The organism is Agromyces sp. MMS24-JH15 (assembly GCF_043518605.1).
GTDB lineage: Bacteria > Actinomycetota > Actinomycetes > Actinomycetales > Microbacteriaceae > Agromyces.
This window is the reverse complement of the sequence record NZ_CP171358.1, coordinates 318,256-332,938: the sequence shown is the minus strand read 5'-3', so window position 1 is coordinate 332,938 and position 14,683 is coordinate 318,256. Positions and strand designations below refer to the sequence as shown.

Below are 14,683 nucleotides of genomic sequence, written 5' to 3'. Positions count from 1 at the left end.
CAGGCCGGGCGCCCCGCGCCATCTCCTGAGAGGAGTCCCCGTTGACGAACCACCTCCGCGTCGCCATGATCGGCCACGGCTTCATGGGCGCCGCGCATTCCCAAGGCTGGCGGGTCGCCCCGCGGTTCTTCGACCTCCCGCTCGCGCCCGCGATGCAGGTCGTCGTCGGGCGTGACGCCGCCGCTTCGGCGGCCGCGGCCGAGCGCTGGGGCTGGGCGGAGTCCGCGACCGACTGGCGCGAGGTGATCGCCCGCGACGACATCGACCTGATCGACATCGTCACCCCGGGCGACACGCACGCCGAGATCGCGATCGCCGCACTCGAGGCCGGCAAGCACGTGCTCTGCGAGAAGCCGCTCGCGAACACGGTCGAGGAGGCCGAGGCGATGGCCGCGACGGCGGCGACGGCGGCCGAGCGCGGCGTCGTCTCGATGGTCGGCTTCACCTACCGGCGCGTGCCCGCCGTGGCGTTCGCCCGCCGGCTCGTCGCCGAGGGCCGCCTCGGCGACATCCGCCAGGTTCGCGCGGAGTACCTGCAGGACTGGCTCATGGACGCCGAGGCGCCCCTCACCTGGCGCATGAAGAAGGAGCACGCGGGCTCCGGCGCCCTCGGCGACATCGGCGCGCACGCCATCGACCTCGCCGAGCACATCACCGGCCAGCGGGTCGCGAAGGTCTCGGGCATCATCGAGACGATCGTGGCCGAGCGGCCCGTCCTCGCCGCCGGGTCGGGCCTGAGCGGGACGGCCGGATCGGATCGCGGGACCGTCACCGTCGACGACCTCGCCCTCTTCACCGGGCGCCTCACCTCGGGCGCCCTCGCGTCCTTCGAGGCGAGCCGGTTCCGCACGGGCCGCAAGAACGCGCTCCGCATCGAGATCTCCGGCGCCTTGGGAGCGCTCTCATTCGATCTCGAGCGCCTGAACGAGCTCGACTACTACGACGCGACGCAGCCCGCCGACGAGCAGGGCTTCCGGCGCATCCTCGTCACCGAGCCCGGCCACCCCTACGTCTCGGCGTGGTGGCCGACCGGTCATATGCTCGGCTACGAGCACGGCTTCTCCCACCAGGTGCGCGACCTCGTCGCCGCGGTCGCGGACGGGACGCAGCCGGAACCGTCGTTCGCCGACGGATTGCACGTCCAGCGGGTCCTCGGCGCGGTGGAGCAGAGCTCCTCCGCGGGCGGCACCTGGGTCACCACCGCGGGCTGACCCGCGGTACGGAACGAGAGAGAAGGGGATCGCGATGGCGCGACCGATCACGCTGTTCACCGGCCAGTGGGCGGACCTGCCGTTCGAGGAGGTGGCGAGGCTGGCGGGCGAATGGGGCTACGACGGCCTCGAGATCGCCTGCTGGGGGGACCACCTCGACGTGTCCAGGTGGGACGACGACGCGTACGTGCAGGGCAAGCTCGACGTCCTCGAGCGCAACGGCCTGAAGGTCTGGACGATCTCGAACCACCTCGGCGGCCAGGCCGTCTGCGACGACCCGATCGACCAGCGCCACCGGGACATCCTCAACGACCGCGTGTGGGGCGACGGGGACCCCGAGGGCGTGCGGCAGCGCGCGGCCGAGGAGATGAAGCTCACGGCGCTGCTGGCCGCGAAGCTCGGCGTGAAGACCGTCACGGGCTTCACCGGGTCGAGCATCTGGAAGTACGTGGCGATGTTCCCGCCCGCGACGGCCGAGATGGTCGACGCCGGGTACGAGGACTTCGCGGCGCGGTGGAACCCGATCCTCGACGTGTTCGACGAGGTGGGCGTGCGCTTCGCGCACGAGGTGCACCCGTCCGAGATCGCCTACGACTACTGGACCACCAAGCGCACGCTCGAGGCGATCGGGCACCGCGAGGCGTTCGGCCTGAACTGGGACCCGTCGCACATGGTGTGGCAGGACCTCGACCCCGTCGGGTTCCTCTGGGACTTCCAGGACCGCATCTACCACGTGCACTGCAAGGACACGAAGAAGCGCCTCGACAACGGGCGCAACGGCCGGCTGTCGTCGCACCTGCCCTGGGCCGACCCGCGGCGCGGCTGGGACTTCATCTCGACCGGGCATGGGGATGTCCCGTGGGAGAACGCGTTCCGCATGCTGAACGCGATCGGCTACGACGGACCGACCTCGGTCGAGTGGGAGGACGCGGGCATGGACCGCCTCGTCGGTGCGCCCGAGGCGCTCGGCTTCGTGCGCCGGCTGGCCTCCTACGTGCCGTCGGACGCGGCGTTCGACGCGGCGTTCAGCTCGCGGTAGGCGGCGCCGCGGCACGACGGGCTGGGCCAGGGCGGGGGCCCGGCTCAGCCCCTCGCGCGTGCCACGAACCGGTGCAGCAGTCGCTGCGGTTCGGTGACGGATGCCCCGCGCACGACCTCGGCGATGTGATCGAGCTCCTCCGACGGGAAGTAGCCGTAGTCCCGGTAGAGGGTCGCCCTCGCGATGAAGTCGTCGGCGCTCACCTCCGGGTGGAACTGGGTGGCGTAGACGCTGCGGCCCGCGCGGTACACCTGCACGGGGCATCCTTCGGACCCGGCGAGCAGCGTGGCCTCCGCCGGGAGCGTCGCGGCCGCCTCCTTGTGCCCGACCAGCGCAGTGAACGGCGCGTCGAGCGCGCCGGTCAGCGGGTCGGCGCGTCCGGCGTCCGTGAGGGAGATGGGGGTCGGGCCGACCGCCTCGCCGTACGTGCGGTCGACCGTGCCGCCGAGCACGCGCGTGAGGACGCCGATGCCGTAGCAGGTGAAGAGCACCGGGAGGTCGCGGTCGAGCGCGTACTCGGCGAGGCGGACCAGGTCGGACTCGATGCGTCGCTGCACGGGCGGCTTCTCGGACTCGGGCGTCGACACGTTGAACGGGCTCCCGCCGATGAGCACCGCCGCGACGCCGCCGAGGTCGACGCTCGACAGCGGGTCGAGGTCGAGCCGCAGGTGCGCGAAGTCGGCGGCGTCGACGCCCGCCGCACGCCGGAACGACTCGGCCTCCGCGTCGGCCGCGGTGCGCTCGGGGCGCACGGACAGGAGCAGGACGGTCCCCTCGCGCGCGCTCATGCCCCCATCGTCGCGCCGGATGCCCCGCGCGTGCCAGTCCCATGACGCCATGTGCCGACGCGATCCGCCGTCGGTCCCGTCGTCACCGGGCCTCGCGCCCGGCTCAGCGCCGACGTGCGGACTTGCCCTGCCTGGGCGTGGGCTTGCGCTTCGCGCCGCCCTTGGCCTTCGCGCCGCCCTTGGCCGAGCCCGCCTTGGCCGAACCGGCCTTCGCCTTCGCCTTCGCCTTCGCGGGCGCCGGCTCCGGGGCATCCTGACCGCGCGAACTGCGCGAGGTGCGCCCGCGCACGACGCCCGCGAACTCCTGGATGTCCTCGTCGTCGCGCTCGACGAGCCACACGAGCGCGATGCGCGTGGGCGGGGCATCCGAGAGCGGGATCGCGACGACGTCCTTGCGGTGGTGCAGCCGCGTGAGCGACTGCGGCAGGATCGCCCACCCGGTGCCCGCACCGACGAGTTCCATCGTCATGGCCGGGTCGTCCTGGACGGGCGCCTCGGGCTCGCCGGCGAGGTCGGCGAGCGAGAGCTCGTCGGCGTCGGCGAGCGGATGCTCCTTCGGGAGCGCCGCGAACGCGCGTTCCTCCCACAGCGAGATGCGATGCAGGCCGGCCTCGTCGATCGGCAGCCGCACGAAGGCGACGTCGGCCTCGCCCGCGCGCAGCGCGTCGAGCTGTGCGGGCTCGTCGACCCGGCGAGCCTCGATCGGCTGGTCGCGCCGCCGCTCGGCCCAGGCGCGGAGCCATTTCGCCGGGCTCACGCCCTGGACGTAGTCGAGGCGCAGGACCATCCGCTCAGGCTATCGGGGTACGGTGGCAGGGTGAACCAGCAGCAGGGCAAGTCCCAGACCATGAAGCCGGAGACGGCGGCGAAGAAGCTCGGGATCCTGCTCGAGGCCGCACCCGAGGAGTTCCGCACGCAGCCCCTCACGCGCGACGCCTACAACGCGCTGCAGTCCGACCCGCCGGAGTGGCTCGAGGTGCTCCGCCGCGAAGGGCCGCACCCCAAGCGCGTCATCGCCGACAAGCTCGGCATCTCGAACTCGGGCCTCGTGCGCGCCGGTATCGAGGACGCGCTCACGACCGCCCAGATCAAGGACCTGCTCGCCGCTCCGCCCGAGTGGCTCGTGCGCGAGCGCGCGACGCAGGCCGAGGTGCGCGCCGAGAAGATCCGGGTCGCCGACCGCGACCGCGAGCGTGCGGCCCGCGCGACCTCCGGGGGCGGCGGGGTCTAGTCCGGCGACGGATGCCGCGCCCAGCGCCCGCCCGTCACGCCGTCGCGTACCGGGCTCGGAGCCAGGCGATCACGTCGCCGAGTTCGGCGTCCGACACCGAGTGGGCGAGGCCCTCGTAGATCCGCGAGTCGAGGTCGGCGTGCTCCGGCAGCCAGTCCTGCGTGCGCGCGACGAACTCCGCGGGGATGACCTGGTCGATCGAGCCGCGACCCCAGAAGACCGGCGGGCGGATCCGGGCGAGCTCGACGTCGCCGTCGCGCTCGCCGGGGAGGGCGAAGCCCGCGAGGGTCGCCGCGAACGCGAATCGAGCGGGCTCGCGGCGCAGCAGTTCGAGCGACATCGCCCCGCCCTGCGAGAACCCGAGGAGGCCGACGCGGTCCGCGTCCGGCGCCGCGCGGTCGAGCCACTCGAGCACGGCCGTGGTGGCGGCCTCCGCGTCGGTCAGGGAGCGCGTCGACGCCTGGGCGGACGAGGCCGACGCTTCGCCCGGCGCATCCGTTCCGTCCGGGGCATCCTGCTCTTCCGGCGCATCCGTTCCGCCCGGGGCATCCTGCTCGTCCGCCGCGTCGGCGAACAGCGGGAACCAGGCGTAGCCGTACCCGGCGTCGAGCGGCGCGCGGAGCGACGCGATGACCGGTTCGAGCGGCAGGTACGGCGCGAGGCCGAACAGGTCGCCCTCGTGCGAGTTGTAGCCGTGCAGGAGCAGGAGGAGCGGGCGGCCGGCCCGGTCGGTCTCGGACGCCGACCAGATGACGGCGTCGTCGTCGATTCGCATCAGCGCAGCCTATCGTCCCCGCCGTCGCGGCCCGCGTGGGGCAGAATCGAGCCATGAGCGTGCGCACCCCCGACCCGGACTGGAATCCGGACGACGACCGCCCGCAGCCGCCGTCGACCACGCCGGGCTGGTTCAGCGACCTCGAGCTCGCGCAGATCCGGGGCCGGCTCCCACTGCTGTACGTCGAGGCGCTGCCGGTCCGCGTCGACGGGCTCGGGCAGGTGACCGAGGTCGGCGTGCTGCTGCGCGCGAACGCGCTCGGCGAGATGACGCGCACGCTCGTGTCGGGTCGCGTGATGTACGGCGAGACCCTGCGCGACGCGCTGTTCCGCCACCTCGAGAAGGACCTCGGCCCGATGGCGTTCCCGCTCCTGCCCGCGAGCCCGGTGCCGGCGACCGTGGCCGAGTACTTCCCGCTGCCCGGCATCTCGCCGTTCACCGACGAACGCCAGCACGCGGTGTCGCTCGTCTTCGTCGTGCCGGTCACGGGGACCTGCGAGCCGCGTCAGGACGCGCTCGAGGTGACGTGGATGAGCCCGACCGAGGCCGCCGGGCGCGATGTCGGTGCCGAGATGGAGGGCGGCCGGGGGCTCGTGGTCCGCCGCGCGCTCGCCGCGGTCGGCGCCCTCACCTGACCCGCCGACAGCTCCGGCCCATCCCCATTTCAGGACGAGAGCCCCGCTGGGTGCGATATGCACCCAACGGGGCTCTCATCCTGAATTGGGGTTCGGGAACGAGGTGCGCGGGAGATCAGCGCACGAGGCGCACCTCGTGGATGGTCTCGCCGAGGAACGGCTGGTCCTGGGCGGCGCCGTCGGCGACGAACCCGTGGCGCGCGTAGAACCGGTGCGCGCGCGGGTTGTCCTCGGCGACCCAGAGGTAGGTCGGCTCGTCGCCAACCGCCGCCTCGAACAGCTGCGTGCCGATGCCCGTGCCGTGGTAGGCGTCGAGCACGTAGATGAAGTAGAGCTCGGTCGCGCGCGGGGCATCCTCGTCGCGCGCCGGGCCGGAGCCGACGAACCCGACGATCTCGCCGTCGACGAGTGCCGCGTACTGGTGGTACTCCTCGCCGCGCTCGGCGAGGTGGTTCCAGAGCTCGGCCATGCGGCGGGGTGAGAGGTGCTCGAAGGCTGCGGCGCTGATGAGGTGGTCGTAGGTCTCGTGCCAGCAGGTGGCGTGGACTCGACCGAGGGCCTCCGCGTCGGAATCGCGGATGGGACGGATGACTGCTTGGGCAACGACTTCGGTGCTCATGTTGACCAAGGGTAGGCGAGGGTTCCTCGCACGCGAAATCGAGCGGAATCGCGGTGCGGGGCATCCGCGCGCCTCAGTGCCCGCACCGAGGCGCGGATCAGTGTCTGCGGCGATCCGGGACAGGGATGCCACGGTGCCGGCCGAACCGGCCGCGATCGTACGTTCTGACCATGCCTCAGCACACCACCACCATGATCAGCGCTGCCGTCGGCGCGGGCGTCCTCGCCGTCGGCCTGTCCGGTTGTTTCCCGACCGGAGGCACCGCACCCGTCGGCTTCGACGGCGTCCAGTCGGCCACCATCCAGATCGAGTCCGTCGGCACGTTCGTGTCGCCCGAGGAGGGCGGCTACGAGGCCGCCGGCCGCGGGTCGGGCTTCATCATCACGCCCGACGGCCTCGCGGTCACCAACAACCACGTGGTCACCGGCGCCGGCACCATCAAGGTCTGGCGCGGCGGCGACACCACGAAGGAGCTCAGCGCCAAGGTGCTCGGCTCGTCGGAGTGCCTCGACCTCGCGGTCGTCCAGCTCGAGGGGAGCGGCTACCCGTTCCTCGACTGGCGCAAGGGCGACATCGACACCGCGCTCGACGTGTACGCGGCCGGGTTCCCGCTGGGCGACCCGACGTTCACCGAGACCAAGGGCATCGTGTCGAAGGCCGAGACCGACGGGCAGACCTCGTGGGCGTCGGTCGAGCCCGTCATCGAGCACGACGCGCGCATCCGCGGCGGCAACTCGGGCGGCCCGCTGGTCGACCCCGAGGGCGCCCTGGTCGGCGTGAACTACGCCGGCAACGACGCGCTCGACTACAACTACGCGATCCACCGCGACGCGGTCCTCGACGTGATCGGCGACCTGGTCGACGGCAAGGACGTCCTCTCGCTCGGCGTCAACGGCGAGGCGCTCGTCGACGACGAGGGCGCGGGCCTGGGCATCTGGGTCAACTCGGTGAAGTCGGGTTCGGCGGCGGACGAGGCCGGCGTCGAGCCGGGCGACCTGCTGACGAACATGGAGGGCGTGAGCCTCGGCGCGGACGGCACGATGACCGAGTACTGCGACGTGCTGCGCACCCACGGGCAGGACGCGACCCTGTCGGTCGAGCTCTACCGCCCGTCCGAGGAGGCCTACTACCGCGGCCAGTTCAACGGCGAGCCGATCACGGCCGTGCCGGTCGTCAGCAGCGGCTCCGACGCCGACGCGGGCGAGACGGTCGCGGTGACGGATGACTCGGGCGCGATCACGTTCGACGCCCCGGTCTCGTGGAGCCAGGTCGACGGCGCACCCGTGACCGACGACTCCGGCAACACGTGGCAGGCGGTCTCGGCATCGCCCGACCTCGCCGGCTACACCTCGGCGTGGACCTCCCCGGGCGCGACGGTGTACGCGTCGCAGACCGCCCAGCTCACGCCCGACGCGGCGGCCGACCTGGTCACCTCGGGCCTCGCCGAGGCGGGCTGCACCTCGAACGGCCGTGAGCCCTTCGACGACGGCGTGCACAGCGGCGTCTGGGAGATCTTCACCGGCTGCGGCGGCAACGCGACCTACGTGGTCGTGGGCGCCAACGACTACGAGGGCACCTACACGACGATCGTGACCGCGCAGGCGATCTCGGACGCCGACCTCGCCGCGGTCGACGAGGTGCTCGCCACCTTCTACGCCATCTACTGATCCCGTTTCGGATACGCGAAATCGCACCGGACCCCTGCATGCGGGGGTCCGGTGCGATTCGGTGTGTCCGGTGCGGGGCGGGGTCAGCCCTGCGCGCGCCGGTTGGTGCGCGTGTTGCGGTTCGGGCTCACGACGCTGCCGACGCGGAGCGGGGCCTTGCCGGCCGACCGCCCCGACGGCGAACCCGCGGCGCGCTGCGCGCCCGTGGACTGCGCGCCGCGGCTGTGGCCGGCGCCGCGCTTGGCCGGGGCCGCCTTCGCCTCGGCGGGGCGGCCCGAGCGGTCCCGGCGCGGGCGGGCGGGGGCATCCGCTGCCTGCTCGGCACCCTGACGACGGCCGTCGCCGCGACCGGCCCCGGTCCCGCGGCCCGTGCCGCCGGCGCGGCCGTCGCGCGCCGCACGCTTGCGCTGCGCGTTCGCGCCCTGCGACGTGCCGCCGCCCTGCGAGCCGTGGTGCGCCGCCTTGGGGTCGGGCTTCACGTACGGGGCGACCTGGCCGATGAGCGCGACGACCTTCGGGGTCGAGGGCGTGACGCGCTCGATTCCCACGTGGATCTCGGCCTTGCGGAGCAGCTTCTTCAGGTCATCGAGCTGCGCGGGCAGCGCGATCGTCACGACGTCGCCCTCGCTGCCGGCGCGCGCGGTGCGGCCCGACCGGTGCAGGTACGCCTTGTGCTCCATGGGCGGGTCGACGTGGATCACGAGCTCGATGTCGTCGACGTGCACGCCGCGCGCGGCGACGTCGGTCGCGACCATGACGTGCACCGAGCCGTCGCCGAAGGCGGCGAGGTTCCGGTCGCGCTGGGGCTGCGACAGGTTGCCGTGCAGGTCCACGGCGGGGATGCCCTGCTCGGTGAGCTTGCGGGCGAGCTTCTTCGCCTGGTGCTTCGTGCGCATGAAGAGGATGCGCCGGCCGGTGCCGGACGCGAGCGCCTTCACGAGCGCGTCCTTCTCGGCGGTGTCGGCGACCTGGAAGACGTGGTGCGTCATCGCGGCGACGGGCGAGTGCGCCTCGTCGACCGAGTGCAGCACCTCGTTCTGCAGGTACCGCTTCACGAGCTTGTCGACCCCGTTGTCGAGGGTCGCCGAGAACAGCAGGCGCTGGCCGCCCTGCGGCGTCTTGTCGAGGATCCGGGTGACGACGGGCAGGAACCCGAGGTCGGCCATGTGGTCGGCCTCGTCGAGCACGGTGATCTCGACCGCGTCGAGGTGCGCGAAGCCCTGCTTCATGAGGTCCTCGAGGCGGCCGGGGGTGGCGACGACGATGTCGACGCCGGCGTTCAGCGCCTCGACCTGGCGCTTCTGGTTGATGCCGCCGTAGATGGTGGTCGCCTTCAGGCCGTAGGCGTCGGCGAGCGGCGTGATCGTGTTCGTGATCTGGGTCGCGAGTTCGCGGGTCGGAGCGAGCACGAGCGCGAGCGGGCGGCCGCCGCGGCGACGGCCGCCGGCGAGCTTGCCGCCGAGGCGCGCGACGAGCGGGAGGGCGAACGCGATGGTCTTGCCCGAGCCCGTCTTGCCGCGGCCGAGCACGTCGCGCCCGGCGAGCGTGTCGGGCAGGGTGTCTGCCTGGATCGGGAAGGGGGTCGTCTTGCCGTCGGCCGCGAGCACGGCGACGAGGGGTGCGGGCACGCCGAGCGCGCCGAAGGTGAGGTCGGTCATGGAGATCCGTTCGGGTGGGCACCGCGGGAGCACGCACGCGGATGCCGCGGCGCGGGCGCGCCTCGTGGCGCGAACCCTGCGGTGGGATGGTGGCGAAGGCACCGGTCGGCGCATCCGTTCGCCGTATGAAGTCGTCGGGCGGAGCCCGGAAGCGTGTCTACGACGCAGGCCTCGCGAACGCGGGGCCTCCCCAACCATAGCGGACTCGGCTGGGTGCGGCCTCCGAGGCGCCGTCGCGGGCACCGGCCCCGCCCCCGGCGCCGGTCTCGACGCGGTCCCGGGCGCGGGCCGGTGGGCCGGTCAGCGGGGCACGAGTTCGCCGACCGGGACATCCTCTCGGATCACGTTGGCGTCGGGCGCGAGCGGGCAGGTCCACGACGGGTCGTAGGCGCACGACGGGTTGTACGCGAAGTTGAAGTCGATGATCAGCGTGTCACCCGCCGCGCCCGACCCGAGGTCGGCGCCCTTGACGGTGTCGAGCAGGTAGCGCCCGCCGCCGAACGTGCCGCCGGGCCGGCCCGCGAGCCCGTCCTTCACGGGCAGGAAGAGCCCGCCGCCGTAGCCGACCACCCGCCACACGCCGAGTTCGCCGAGGTACGGCACGCGCACGGTGCCGACGAGCAGGAACGGGATCGGGCCGTCCGCGCCGCCGTCCATCGACCGCCGCTCGGGCTCGACCGGCCGGCGCACCTCGAGTTCGAACCGCCAGTCCGGGTCGTACGCGGCGACCGTGAGGCCCGTGAAGCGCTGCCGGTCGTCGGGCAGCAGGGGCGACGACGGATGCCCCGCGAACAGCTCGTCCCGCCCGCTCCGCCAGAGATCGTGCCCGGCGCGCGGGTCGTGCGCGCTCAGGTGTCGCACGCCCGCGTACAGGCCGATCACGCGGCGTCGCCAGTCGGCGAGCTGGAGGGCGCCGAGCGTGTCGATCATGCGGATGCCCCGTCGCCGGATGCCCCTTTGCCGGATGCCCCGCCGGCCGCGGCGTCCGCGCTCGCCGCGGCCGCGGCCTCGGCCCGCACCGCATCCCACGTGCCCGGCGGGTCGAAGGCCCAGCCCGGCGCGAGCGCCTTGAGCCGGGCGCCGCGCCACTGCCAGAACGCCCACGTCGGGTACCAGCAGGCGGCGTCCGCGAGCGCGTTGCCGGTCGTGGCGAGGAGCCGGTCGCGGTACAGGGTGCCGCCTCCGGGCAGCGCCGAGACCGCCATCCGGTGATCCCACCTCGCGAACGCGGCGAGCGGGCCCGTGATCGCGCCGCCGCCGTCGCGAAGCATGCGCACGCCCTCGGGCAGGCCGTCCGGGTACGCGATGTCGACGACCTCCTCGCCCGCAGGCCACTTCCGCAGCGCGAGCGGGCGCAGCCGGTGGCGTCCCTCGGGCCACACCGTCGGCAGGCCGCCCGCCTCGAGCGAGGCGAAGTCGAGCCACGGGGCGACGACCTCGCGCAGCACGGCCGGGCTGCGGATCGCCCGCCACGCGGCATCCGGATCGCAGTCGAGTCGGATCTTCAGCAGAACCCGCATGCCGTGAGCGTAGGACGCGGATGCCCCGGGGAAAGGGGCCCGGCGCCGATCCGCGTGCCGGTGCGCGTGCCGGTCGGCGCCTCGACGCGGGCATGACTCCCGGCGTCGACGGGCGGGAACGTCGTCGTCGCGGCGGCTAGCCTGATCCGGTGACCGCATCGCCCCAGCCGACCGCCGACCCCCGTTCCCAGGCCAAGTACCAGGTCCGATTCGACGAGGGCGTCGCGGGCCTCGCCCGCGTCGGGGCCGGCGTCGACATCGTCGTGTGGGTCGACCCGATCGGCGAGGCATCCGACGCACCGCTGGACGCGCTCGCCGAGGCCGCGGCCGCGCACGCGGTCGGCGTCGCGCCCGCGATCCTGGTCGCCGGGTTCGAGGATGCCTCCGCGACCGCGCGGTGGATCCTCGCCGAGCAGGAGCGGCTCGGGCGTCGCGCCTACCTCGCGATCCTCGCGGCCGGATCCGGCGAGGGGTTCGCCGCGGCCGACGTGCTCGCGGCCGGGGCGGTCGTGGACGCGCTCGCAGCCCTCGGCATCGACGACACGTCGCCCGAGGCGGCGGTCGCGTGCGCGGCGTTCACGGGGCTCCGGCGCGCGGTGCGGCACCTGACGACCGCGTCCGCCGCGGGTCGTGCCGCCGTCGAGGCGGGGCGGTCGCACGAGGACATCGCGCGTGCGGCCGTGCTGGATGCCTCGGACCGCCCGCGGATCCTCCGCGCGGGGCGGTAGCCGCGGGGGGACGGCCTCAGGCCGGGGCGGGCTCGGGCTCGGGTGCGGGCTACGCCGCGGACTCGTCGGGGTGCGGGCTCGCCGCGCCCGCGGCATCCGAACCCGCCGGCGCCGGCGCGGCCGGTGACGCCGTGGCCGGGACCGTGATGGTCGCAGCGACCACCGAGGACGCGACCGGCGCGCTCGCGGCCGCCGCGGCGGCGGCCGCGGCGAGGCGCGAGCGGCCCGCACCGGACTTGCGAGCCCGGTGCGCGCGGACCTTCGCCCGGTTGCCGCAGCGCTGCATCGAGCACCAGCGTCGGGTGGCCGCGCGCGAGGTGTCGAGGTAGACGATCCCGCAGTCCTCGGCGCTGCAGCAGCGCACGCGCTCGAGGTTCTCGGGCGAGAACAGGTCGACGGCTTCGCGGGCGATCGTCGCGAGCGCCTGGCCGACGGATTGTACGCTGCGGCCCGCGCGGCGCGCCCCGCCGCCGAGGACGGGCGGGATGTCGGGGGTCGCGGCGAACAGGTTCACCGTGTCGACGTCGTCGCTGCGCAGCGGCTCGCCCGCGCTCGCGGCGTGCGCGAGCCGGGCGATCGCGTCACGCAGGCCGACCGCGTCGAACAGGTCGCGCGTGCGGGCCGCGCCGACGGGCATGGGGAAGCGCGACGCGATCCACGACGTGAGGTCGTCGGGGGAGTGCAGCTGCTCGACGCCGGGGGATCCCTGGCCCATGGGGCCGGTGTACGCGAAGTCGAGTGCGAACGAGCCCGAGTCGAACCACCACCGCTGCCCGTCCGACGACGTGAACCACTGGCCGACGGGGATGGTGACGGTCGAGACGGGCACGATCCTTCACACTAGTCCCACCGCGGCGCGCGCTCGGTCGATGACGGATGCCGCGTCGCGCGTGTCGCCCTGTGGCGGGTCGCACCGCCTACGCGCGGCTCGCGGCCTGCCGTCGCATCGCGGCGGTGATCTCGCGCCGGCGCCAGTCGATGAGGCTCGCGCGGTCGAACCCGCGGTGGCAGAGCCCGCAGCTCAGCGGCCGCGCGGGCGCCCGGTACCGGTAGTGGGTGTGCCCGGCCGGGCACCGGCCGACCCACGGTGCGAGCTCGTCGACGATCTCGCCGTCGTGCGTGCGGCGGCCGACGTAGCCGAGGCCGTCGGCGACCTGCCGCCATTTCGGCCCGTGGCCCGCGCGTGGCCCGGCGAGTGCGTGGGCGACCTCGTGCAGGAGGATCTGGTGCACTTCGTCGTCCTCGTAGCGGGCCGCGAGGTACCGCGACACCGTGATCCGCTTCGACGTGTAGTTGCACAGCCCGGCGCGCTTCTTCGCGTTGTCGAACCCGAAGCTCCACTCGGCGGGATCGAGGTGCAGGGCGATCAGGGCGTCCGCCCACCTGCGCACCCGCTCCAGTTCCGCCATGCCCAGAGGGTACTCCGGGGTGCAGACATCCGTCACGGCGCCACTGCGACCGCGTAGATGCGGTCGTCGCCGGCGGACGGCGAGCCCCGCCCGTCGGTGTTGTTCGACAGGAACCACAGGCCGCCGTCCGGTGCCCGGACCACGTCGCGGATGCGCCCGAACTCGCCGACGAACCAGGGCGTCGCGGTGAGCGTCGGGGCGCTGCCCGCGTCCCGCGCCGCCCGACGCGGGCGAGGCGGTCCAGATCCGCTCGCCGCGCAGCGACGCGACGAACAGCGTGTCGCCCAGGATCGCGAGCCCGCTCGGGCTCGCCTCCGAGGTCGGCCACTGCACGACGGGGTCGAGGAAGGCGGGGTTCCCCGCGACGCCCTCGACGACGGGCCAGCCGTAGTTGCCGCCGGGCGTGATCAGGTTGAGCTCGTCCCACCTGTTCTGCCCGAACTCGGCCGCCCACAGCCGGCCCGAGGCATCCCACGCGATACCCTGCGGGTTCCGGTGGCCGAGGCTCCAGACGAGGTTGCCGAACGGATTGCCCGGCACGGGCCGACCCTCCGCCGTCATCCGCAGGATCTTGCCCGCGAGCGACCCCGGGTCCTGCGCCACATCGCGCAGCGCGGCGTCGCCCGTGGTCGCGTAGAGGAGGCCGTCCGGGCCGAACGCGATCCGGCCGCCGTCGTGGTTCGACGCCTTCGGGATGCCGGTGAGGATCGGCTCGGGCGCGCCGAGCGCGTACCCGCCGCGGCCGCCGGTGAGGGGCATCCGCACGATCCGGTTGTCGTCGGGGGCGGTGTGCATCGCGTACACGTACGCGGGCCGGTCGCCGTCGGGGGCGCGGTACTCGAGGCCGAGCAGGCCGCCTTCGCCCGCCGGTGCGACGCCGGGGACGTCGGCGACCGTGCGGAGCGATCCGTCGGGGAGCACCTCGACGATGCGGGCCGCGTCGCGTTCGCTCACGAGCACGCCGCCGTCGGGCAGCGTGAGGATCGACCAGGGCGCCTCGAGCCCGGATGCCACGACGCCGACGGGGCCGGCCGGGTGCAGGACCGGTGGCGGCGGTTCCGGCGTCGCGGCCGGGGGAGCCGTGCTCGGCTCGGTCGACGGGGTGGGCGCGGACGGGGTGGGCGCGGCGGTCGTGGTCGGCAGGTTCGGCTCGGGCGGGGCCGTGCAGCCGGCGAGGAGGACGGCGAGCGCGACGGCGACGGGTGCGGCGGGTCTCGAGACGCGTCCTCGCTCCGCTCGGGCGCTCCTCGACCACCGGGGGGCAGATTCCGCTCGGGCGCTCCTCGACCGGCGGGGGGCTGATTCCGCTCGGGCGCTCCTCGACCACCGGGAGGCTGATTCCGCTCGGGCGCTCCTCGACCACCGGGGGGCGGATTCCGCTCGGGCGCTCCTCGACCACCGGG

At 74.0% G+C, this 14,683-nt stretch carries 15 protein-coding genes; 6 read left to right on the top strand and 9 right to left on the bottom strand.

What is annotated here, in order from left to right; genetic code table 11:
* The first annotated feature begins 65 nt into the window (after positions 1-65).
* Together ACDF64_RS01600 and ACDF64_RS01595 are read left to right on the top strand one after the other, a co-directional pair.
* Positions 66-1,211 carry a Gfo/Idh/MocA family protein gene (locus ACDF64_RS01600; RefSeq protein ID WP_394555035.1) on the top strand — a complete coding sequence of 382 codons (1,146 nt, stop codon included), beginning with the start codon at positions 66-68 and terminating at the stop codon, positions 1,209-1,211.
* A 34-nt stretch (positions 1,212-1,245) separates the two neighbouring features.
* A complete protein-coding gene (locus ACDF64_RS01595; protein ID WP_394553034.1) occupies positions 1,246-2,250 on the top strand; it encodes a sugar phosphate isomerase/epimerase family protein in 1,005 nt (334 codons plus the stop codon).
* A 44-nt stretch (positions 2,251-2,294) separates the two neighbouring features.
* On the opposite strand, the gene ACDF64_RS01590 is transcribed toward ACDF64_RS01595, so the two are convergent.
* Together ACDF64_RS01590 and ACDF64_RS01585 are read right to left on the bottom strand one after the other, a co-directional pair.
* Complete coding sequence (locus ACDF64_RS01590) at positions 2,295-3,038, bottom strand: glutamine amidotransferase (protein ID WP_394553033.1); 744 nt, start codon at positions 3,036-3,038, stop codon at positions 2,295-2,297.
* Positions 3,039-3,141: 103 nt separating this feature from the next.
* Positions 3,142-3,825: a LysR family substrate-binding domain-containing protein gene (locus ACDF64_RS01585; RefSeq protein WP_394553032.1), complete on the bottom strand. Its 684-nt coding sequence runs from the start codon at positions 3,823-3,825 to the stop codon at positions 3,142-3,144.
* Positions 3,826-3,885: 60 nt separating this feature from the next.
* Here ACDF64_RS01585 and ACDF64_RS01580 point away from each other — a divergent pair, with 60 nt between their 5' ends.
* The gene (locus tag ACDF64_RS01580) at positions 3,886-4,269 is read left to right on the top strand and encodes a DUF5997 family protein (RefSeq protein WP_394555033.1); all 384 of its coding nucleotides are present in this window, start codon (positions 3,886-3,888) and stop codon (positions 4,267-4,269) included.
* 34 nt (positions 4,270-4,303) lie between these two features.
* Here the strand turns inward: ACDF64_RS01580 and ACDF64_RS01575 are convergent, their stop codons facing one another.
* Positions 4,304-5,044, bottom strand: coding sequence for an alpha/beta hydrolase (locus tag ACDF64_RS01575; protein WP_394553031.1), 741 nt, complete (start codon positions 5,042-5,044; stop codon positions 4,304-4,306).
* 53 nt (positions 5,045-5,097) lie between these two features.
* On the opposite strand from ACDF64_RS01575, the gene ACDF64_RS01570 reads away from it, so the two are divergent.
* On the top strand, positions 5,098-5,679 hold the full coding sequence (locus tag ACDF64_RS01570; protein WP_394553030.1) for an NUDIX hydrolase family protein: 582 nt from the start codon (positions 5,098-5,100) through the stop codon (positions 5,677-5,679).
* A gap of 115 nt (positions 5,680-5,794) precedes the next feature.
* Here the strand turns inward: ACDF64_RS01570 and ACDF64_RS01565 are convergent, their stop codons facing one another.
* Complete coding sequence (locus ACDF64_RS01565; protein ID WP_394553029.1) at positions 5,795-6,298, bottom strand: GNAT family N-acetyltransferase; 504 nt, start codon at positions 6,296-6,298, stop codon at positions 5,795-5,797.
* A gap of 170 nt (positions 6,299-6,468) precedes the next feature.
* Between ACDF64_RS01565 and ACDF64_RS01560 the strand changes: the two genes are divergently transcribed.
* A complete protein-coding gene (locus tag ACDF64_RS01560) occupies positions 6,469-7,965 on the top strand; it encodes a S1C family serine protease (protein WP_394553028.1) in 1,497 nt (498 codons plus the stop codon).
* A gap of 83 nt (positions 7,966-8,048) precedes the next feature.
* Here the strand turns inward: ACDF64_RS01560 and ACDF64_RS01555 are convergent, their stop codons facing one another.
* The 3 genes from ACDF64_RS01555 to ACDF64_RS01545 all read right to left on the bottom strand — a co-directional run bounded on the left by ACDF64_RS01555 (position 8,049) and on the right by ACDF64_RS01545 (position 11,143).
* A complete protein-coding gene (locus ACDF64_RS01555; RefSeq protein WP_394553027.1) occupies positions 8,049-9,623 on the bottom strand; it encodes a DEAD/DEAH box helicase in 1,575 nt (524 codons plus the stop codon).
* 300 nt (positions 9,624-9,923) lie between these two features.
* The gene (locus ACDF64_RS01550) at positions 9,924-10,553 is read right to left on the bottom strand and encodes a DUF1684 domain-containing protein (protein WP_394553026.1); all 630 of its coding nucleotides are present in this window, start codon (positions 10,551-10,553) and stop codon (positions 9,924-9,926) included.
* Positions 10,550-11,143, bottom strand: coding sequence for a hypothetical protein (locus ACDF64_RS01545; RefSeq protein ID WP_394553025.1), 594 nt, complete (start codon positions 11,141-11,143; stop codon positions 10,550-10,552). The genes ACDF64_RS01550 and ACDF64_RS01545 overlap by 4 nt, the downstream gene beginning before the upstream one ends.
* Before the next feature lie 149 nt (positions 11,144-11,292).
* On the opposite strand from ACDF64_RS01545, the gene ACDF64_RS01540 reads away from it, so the two are divergent.
* On the top strand, positions 11,293-11,871 hold the full coding sequence (locus ACDF64_RS01540; RefSeq protein WP_394553024.1) for a 2-phosphosulfolactate phosphatase: 579 nt from the start codon (positions 11,293-11,295) through the stop codon (positions 11,869-11,871).
* A gap of 49 nt (positions 11,872-11,920) precedes the next feature.
* Here the strand turns inward: ACDF64_RS01540 and ACDF64_RS01535 are convergent, their stop codons facing one another.
* Both ACDF64_RS01535 and ACDF64_RS01530 read right to left on the bottom strand, forming a co-directional pair.
* A complete protein-coding gene (locus ACDF64_RS01535; RefSeq protein ID WP_394553023.1) occupies positions 11,921-12,700 on the bottom strand; it encodes a CGNR zinc finger domain-containing protein in 780 nt (259 codons plus the stop codon).
* Between the two features lie 88 nt (positions 12,701-12,788).
* Positions 12,789-14,294 (bottom strand): SprT-like domain-containing protein, encoded by a 1,506-nt coding sequence (locus tag ACDF64_RS01530; RefSeq protein ID WP_394553022.1) that lies wholly within the window; start codon positions 14,292-14,294, stop codon positions 12,789-12,791.
* Between the last annotated feature and the right edge of the window lie 389 nt (positions 14,295-14,683).